This is a genomic window from Polyangium jinanense (genome assembly GCF_028435265.1).
GTDB classification, from domain to species: domain Bacteria; phylum Myxococcota_A; class Polyangia; order Polyangiales; family Polyangiaceae; genus Polyangium; species Polyangium jinanense.
Genome location: NZ_JAGTJK010000047.1, coordinates 83,970 through 90,700 on the forward strand (window position 1 = coordinate 83,970; position 6,731 = coordinate 90,700).

Here is a 6,731-nt window from a genome sequence, read left to right on the forward strand (position 1 = left end):
ACCAGGCGCCGAACGCGCGTCGCTGCTACGTTGCGGCCTTCCGATGCTCCGGCGCTCCCGGCTCCACGCCCTCGCGCAGCGGATCGACAGGCGGCGCGCCGAGATCTACGCCGCGCGTTTCGCCGAGCGACTCGAGCCCGGCTCGGTCGGCTTCGCCCTCGCCGTGCTGCTCGCGAGCGCGTACCCGGGCCTCGCCTCCGCGCTCGAAGCGTCGCCCGAGATCGTGGCGACGATCGCGGCCGAGGGGCACCAGGCGGCGCGGGATCGCGCTGGGCTCGTCGCGAGGCTTCGGGCGCGGATCGGGGACGGCGACGACGGCGAGCGGGTGGCGCGTGAGCTGCGGAAGTTCGCGCGGGAAGAGCGGATTCGCGTGGCGCTGCGCGAGCTCTTGCCACCTTCGCTCGGAGGCGCCGACGTCGATGTGACGTCGCACGAGATCGCGGTGCTCGCGGAGGTGACGATCGACGCGGCCGTGAAGGATGCGATCACGCAGCTCTCGGCGAGGTTTGGTCCTCCGCGGCGCGAGAGCGGCGCGCCCGCGCGGTTCGTGGTGCTCGGCATGGGCAAGCTCGGCGGGGGCGAGCTCAACGTGGGATCCGACGTCGATCTCGTGTTCTTTTACGACACGGACGAGGGCGGGTGCACGCAGGGCGGCGGCGAGACGCTCCCGCTCCACGACTTCTGGACGCGTGTCGCGCGGCGCGTGACGGCGTCGCTCGAAGACGTGACCGCGGACGGGTTCGTGTGGCGCGTGGATCTGCGTCTGCGGCCGGAGGGTCGGAGCGGGCCGCTCGTCAACTCGCTCGCCGCGGCCGAGCGGTACTACGAGTCGTTCGGGCGGACGTGGGAGCGCGCGGCGCTCGTGCGCGCGCGGCCCATCGCGGGGGATCTCGACTTCGGTGACGAGGTGCTCGCCGCGCTCGAGCCGTTCGTGTGGCGGAGGCGCGTCGATCCGACGATCGCCGTCGAGATGACGAAGCTCGTGCAGCGGGCGCGGACCGAGCTCTCGCGCGAGCCGGGGCGGGATCTGAAGCTCGGATCGGGCGGCATCCGCGAGGCGGAGTTTTTCGTGCAGACGCTGCTCCTCATCTGGGGCGGCCGCGAGGCGCGCCTCCGTGTGAAGGGCACGCTCGATGGACTCCGACGCTTGCGCGCGGCCGGGTTCGTGACGGATCGCGAGGCGCGCGAGATCGCCGAGGCGTACCTCGCGCTCCGTCGCGCCGAGCACGCCGTGCAGCTCGGCACGGGCCTGCAGACGCACGTGTGGCCCGCGGACGCCGAGTCCGCGGGAAGGCTCGCGCGGGCGCTCGGGTTCGCGTCGGCGGAGGCGTTCGAGGTCGACCTCGCGAAGCATCTTGGCCGCGTGGAAGCGCGCTTCCGCTCGCTCGTGCCCGACGGCGCGCCCGCGCCTTCCCCGTGGGCCGAGGCCCTCGCCGCGCTCGACGACGGCGACGCCGCCGCGTTCGAGGCAGCCTTCCGCCGCGTCGCGCAGGTCTCCTTGCCCGGCGCGACGCCCGAAGCGACCGACGCCCTCGAGACCGTCGAGCGCTGGGGCGACGTCGCGCGGGATCTCTTCGATCTCTCGCGCCGCCCGGACGCCGTGCTCGGCGCGCGCAGCCGCGAGGCGTACCCGCGCCTCGGCGAGGCGGTTCTCGACGCCGTGGCCGACGCGGCCGATCCCGAGCAGGCCGCGCGCACGCTGCGCAGGCTCTTCGCGCGGCTCCGTCATCCCGGCGTGTACCTGCGTTTCCTCGGCGACGAGCCGCGCCTCGTGCGAAGGCTCGTGGAGGCGATCGGAGGCAGCGCGTTCCTCGCCGAGGCGCTCGTGCAGCACCCCGAGCACGGCGATCGCATCCTGTTCGCGCGTGGTGTCCCGACGCCCGCGTCCGCGCGCGCGGAGCTCGACCAGGCCAAGCGCGAGGCCGCGGCGGTGGACGAGGATCCCGACGAGCAGCTCGTCGGCGCGCTCCGCCAGGCGAAGGCGCGTGTCGTGATCGACGTGGGCCTCGCGGATCTCGCGAGCGAGCTTGGCCCGCGCGAGGTCGGGTACGTGCTCTCGGAGCTCGCGGATGCCTCGCTCGAAGCGGCGACGCGGCATGCGCTCGGCACGCCGGAAGGCGAGCCCGTACGAGGCCTCTCCGTGCTCGCGGTCGGCACGCTCGGCGGACGCGAGATCGGCTACGGCTCGGACCTCGACGTCCTCTTCCTCTTCGATCCGGAGAAGGCCCCGGCCGGCACGGATCCCGACGCGTTTTTCGCGCGCTCGGCGCGCCGCGTGATCCGCTTGATCTCGATCCTGCACCCGGCCGGGCCCGGCTACGAGCTCGACACGCGCCTCCGGCCCTCGGGCAACCAGGGCTTGCTCGTCACGTCGATCGACGCCTTCGCGCGGTATCACGCGAAGGGGCCGGACACGCCGCATGTCGAGGCCGCGGCCTGGGAGCGCCTCGCGCTCTTGCGGGCGCGCGCCGTCGCGGGTGACGTCGAGCTCGGGGCGCGGGCGATCGAGATCGCGCACGCGGCGGCGTACGCGATGCCCGGTGATCCGGCGCAGGTCGCCGAGGAGCTCCGCCGCCTGCGCGGCCGCATGGAGCAGGAGCTCTCGCTGGAGCGGCGTGGGCGGTACGACCTCAAGCTCGGGCGCGGCGGGCTCTTCGAGATCGAGCTCTGCGTGCAGTTCTTGCAAATGCTGAGCGGCGCGGATCCCGGCGTACGCACCACGGAGACGGCGCTCGCGATCGAGGCACTCGCGGCGTCGGGCAAGCTCTCGCCGGAGCAGGCCGAGGCGCTGCGGGACGGGTATGCGTTTCTGCGCAAGCTCGGCGGACGCATCCGGATCGTGCATGCTGACGCGTCGCACCTGCTCGAAGAGAGCGCGCCGGGCCTCTGGCCGCTGGCGCGGCGGATGGGGATCCGGGATCGACCGGGAGCGCAGGCCGCCGTCGAGCTGCTCGCGCGGTACCAGGAGGTCACGGGGCGCGTGCGCGAGGTCTACGAGACCGTGCTGCGCGGGAGCTGAGGCGCCCGGGAGGCGGTCGGATCGCTTCGGATCGCCTCCCTGGAGCCCGGGTTGCCGATCCGGATCGTTCGGATCGCCTCCCTGGAGCCCGGGTTGCCGATCCGGACCGTTCGGATCGCCGATCCGCTTGCCCGGTACCCGATCCGGATCGTCTGGATCAGCATTCGGGCGCCCCGGTACCCGATCCGGATCGTTCGGCCCACGTACCGCGATATCCTCTCGGTCGATGGGCCTCGTCTACCTCTTCTCCCTCGTCGTCGGTCTGGGCATCCTGCTCGTGCAGATCGTAGCGGGGGGCAAGGGCGACGCCGACGCCGGCGACGCGCACGATGCGAGCAGCGGCGGCGGCAAGGATCTCGCAAAGGACCTCTCCGACAAGTCGCTCGCCACGACGCCCGCGGGCACCGGCGCGGGCGACATCCTGGCCTTTTTCCTCTCGCTCCGGTTCTGGGTCTTTACGTTGCTCGGCTTCGGCATGTCGGGCTCGCTCCTGCACCTCTTCGCGCTCGCGGGGCCCGTGGTGATCTTCGTACTCGCGGCGGCCTCCGGCCTCTCGTCGGGCCTCTTCGCGCAGCTCGCGTTTCGTTTTGTGGCGCAAGGATCTGCGTCGACGTCGGCGGACGTCACCCGCGCCGGCGGCTCGATCGGGCGCGTGCTCGTGCCCGTCGGCAAGAACAAGGTCGGCAAGATTCGCATCGTCCTGAAGGGTCAGAGCGTCGACATCCTCGCGCGCAGCGACGGCGAGGAGATCGCGCGCGGCGACCATGTCCTCGTGGAGGACGTGGAGGGCGACGTGGCGCGTGTATCGCGGCGGCCCTCCGAGCTCGCTTGAGGTCCCAGGAAATCGCGTGATCGCGTGTTCGATCACGCCCGGGCGCGGCGTCATGCCTGCTACGCTCGGCGCATGGGGTACAATCTTCTCGGCAGTGCGCTCTTCGCGTCGATCGACGCGCAGCAGCGGCGCACGCGCCCTCCGACCGACGTGGGAGCGGGCGCGGGGACGCCCGACCTCGATCAAGCCGTCTTGGTGCTGCTCGCCGCGGGCGGCATCATCGTGCTCTTCGGGATCTTCGTGGCGATCCTCCGGCAGTTCTTGTTCATCTGCCGGCCCAACGAGATCCTCGTCTTCAGCGGCCGCAAGCACGTCCTGCCCGACGGCACCGTGAGCGGCTATAAAATCCTGCACGGCGGCCGCGGCTTCCGCGTGCCCTTCCTCGAGAGCGTGGCCCGCATGGACATGCGGCTCTTCCCCGTCGAGGTCCAGGTGCACAACGCCTACTCGAAGGGCGGCATCCCGCTCAGCGTGCACGCGATCGCCAACGTGAAGATCGCGAGCAACGACACGGCCGTGCGCAACGCCGTCGAGCGCTTCCTCGGCACGACGCCCACGCAGATCTCCATCGCCGCGCAGCAGACGCTCGAAGGCGTTTTGCGCGAGGTCATCTCGCAGCTCACGCCCGAGGAGGTGAACGAGGATCGGCTCAAGTTCGCCGAGACGCTCGTGGAGAACGCGCGCGACGACTTCGACAAGCTCGGGCTCGAGCTCGACGTGCTCAAGGTCCAGCACGTCTCCGATGATCAGCACTACCTCGCGAACCTCGGCCGCGGCCGGATCGCAACGATGCTGCGCGACGCGGCGAACGCCGAGAACGCGGCGAACCAGGCCGTGGCCGAGGCGCAAGCAGCAGCGCGGCAGGCGGCCGAGACGGCGGCGAAGCGCGCCGAGACAGTGATCGTGCAGAGCCGCAACAACTACCGCGCCGAGATCGCCAAGCTCGAAGCCGAGGCGAAGCAGATCGAGAACGAGGCCGAGATCGCGGCCGAGACCGAGCGCGCCGTGGCCGAGCAGGAGCTCCAGGCCCTGCGCGCCGAGCTCGAAAAGCTCCGCCTCAACTGCGACGTCATCCTGCCGGCCGAGGCAAACCGCAAGGCGCAGGAGCTCAAGGCGCGCGGCGAGGCGGCGCCGACGGTGGAGAACGGCAAGGCGACAGCCGAGGCGCTCCGGCTCGTGGCGCAGGAGTGGGCGGCCGCGGGGCAGCTGGCGAAGGACGCATACGTGCTCCAGCAGCTCCGGCAGCTCGTGACGGCCGCGGCGGCGCGCGTGGCGCAGACGCAGGTCGGTGAGGTCAACGTGGTGGCGGGCAACGACGTCGAGGCGTTCAGCGCGCTCGTCGCGGCATACCCGGCCGCGGTGACGCGGGTCCTTCAGGAGACGGGGCGCGCGATGGGCATCGACATCCAGCAGATCCTCGGATCGCACGGGAGGGCTTCGTGATCCCGATCATCATGGTCCTCGGCCTCACCGCGTTCGTCGTGGTGGGTTTCGTCATCTACACGCTGAAGAACCTCCTGCTCGTGAGCTCGCCGAACGAGGTGCTCGTCCTCTCGGGCGGGTCGCATCAGGTGGGCTCGCGCGAGGTCGGTTATCGGTCGGTGCGCGGCGGCCGCGCCGTGCGCATCCCGCTGCTCGAGCGCGTCGACCGCATGGATCTGAACAACATCCCGGTCGACATCTCCGTGAAGGGCGCCTACTCGAAGGGCGGCATCCCGCTCAACGTGCAAGGCGTCGCGCACGTAAAACTGCCCGGCGAGGAGCCGCGGCTCTCGAACGCAGTCGAGCGTTTCCTCGGCAAGTCGCGCGACGAGATCGCAGCGATCGCGCGCGAGACGCTCGAAGGCAACGTGCGCGGCGTGCTCGCGCAGCTGACGCCCGAGCAGGTCAACCAGGACAAGACCGCGTTCGCGGACAAGCTGCTCGAAGAGGCCGAGCACGACATGCAGCGCATGGGCCTCGTGCTCGACACGCTGAAGATCCAGAACGTCGCCGACGACGCGAACTATCTGAACTCGATCGGCCGCATGCGTGGCGCGAGCGTGCGCATGGACGCGAGCATCGTCGAGGCCAGGACGCAAGCCGAGTCGGCCGAGCAGAAGGCCGAGAACTGGGCGAAGAGCGAGGTCGCCAAGATCGACGCAGACCTGGCGATCGCGCGGCAGGAGACGCAGAAGCGCATCAAGGACGCGATGAGCCGTCGCGAGGCCATGATCCAGGAGGCGAAGGGTCAGGTCCTCGCGCAGATCGCGCAGGTCAAGGCAGAGATCAACCGCCAGAAGGCCCGCGCGCTCCAGGTCGAGCGGCAACTGCTCGCCGACGTGATCCAGCCGCACGACGCCGAGCGCCGGAACCTCGAGGAGCAAGCGCGCGGCGACGCAGCGAAGATCATCGAGCTCGGCAAAGCCGAAGCCGAGGCGCTGCACCGCATCGTCGACGAGATCCGCAAGGCGGGGCCAGGCGCGCTGGAGATCCTCGCACTCCAGCAGATGATGCCGCTGCTGCCGCACATCGCAGGCGCCCGGACGCCGACGAAGATCGGCACGCTCTCGGTGCTCCCGTCAGGCGACGACGGCTCACTCGCGCGCAAGGCAATCGCCATGACCGAGCAAATCCGCGCAGCCACAGGCCTCGATCTGACCGACGTCGCGCGCCGTCTCGGCACGAGCGCGCCTGCGCCTGCACTCGCCGCCCCGTCCGCGCCGCCCCCGCCTCCGCAGGTCCCCTCGCGGAGCACGCCTCCGCCAGGCCGCACGCCGCGCGCCTGACAGAGGTTTCCTGGGGACGCATCGCTGGGGCGTTGCCCCAGGCCCCACCAGGGGCTGTCCGCCCCTGGACCCGGACCAGCGCAAGCGCTGGACCCGGGGTCGATGAACTGCG

4 protein-coding genes are annotated in these 6,731 nt (G+C 71.3%); all 4 read left to right on the plus strand.

The window, feature by feature from the left end; translation table 11 throughout:
- The first annotated feature begins 43 nt into the window (after positions 1-43).
- The 4 genes from glnE to KEG38_RS43700 all read left to right on the plus strand — a co-directional run bounded on the left by glnE (position 44) and on the right by KEG38_RS43700 (position 6,619).
- On the plus strand, positions 44-3,019 hold the full coding sequence (gene glnE, locus KEG38_RS43685) for a bifunctional [glutamate--ammonia ligase]-adenylyl-L-tyrosine phosphorylase/[glutamate--ammonia-ligase] adenylyltransferase (RefSeq protein ID WP_272426701.1): 2,976 nt from the start codon (positions 44-46) through the stop codon (positions 3,017-3,019).
- A 226-nt stretch (positions 3,020-3,245) separates the two neighbouring features.
- Positions 3,246-3,851, plus strand: a complete 606-nt coding sequence (locus KEG38_RS43690) for an NfeD C-terminal domain-containing protein (protein ID WP_272426702.1) — start codon at positions 3,246-3,248, stop codon at positions 3,849-3,851.
- 72 nt (positions 3,852-3,923) lie between these two features.
- On the plus strand, positions 3,924-5,294 hold the full coding sequence (locus KEG38_RS43695) for a flotillin family protein (protein WP_272426703.1): 1,371 nt from the start codon (positions 3,924-3,926) through the stop codon (positions 5,292-5,294).
- Positions 5,291-6,619 (plus strand): flotillin family protein, encoded by a 1,329-nt coding sequence (locus tag KEG38_RS43700; protein WP_272426704.1) that lies wholly within the window; start codon positions 5,291-5,293, stop codon positions 6,617-6,619. The genes KEG38_RS43695 and KEG38_RS43700 overlap by 4 nt, the downstream gene beginning before the upstream one ends.
- The last annotated feature ends 112 nt before the right edge of the window (positions 6,620-6,731 follow it).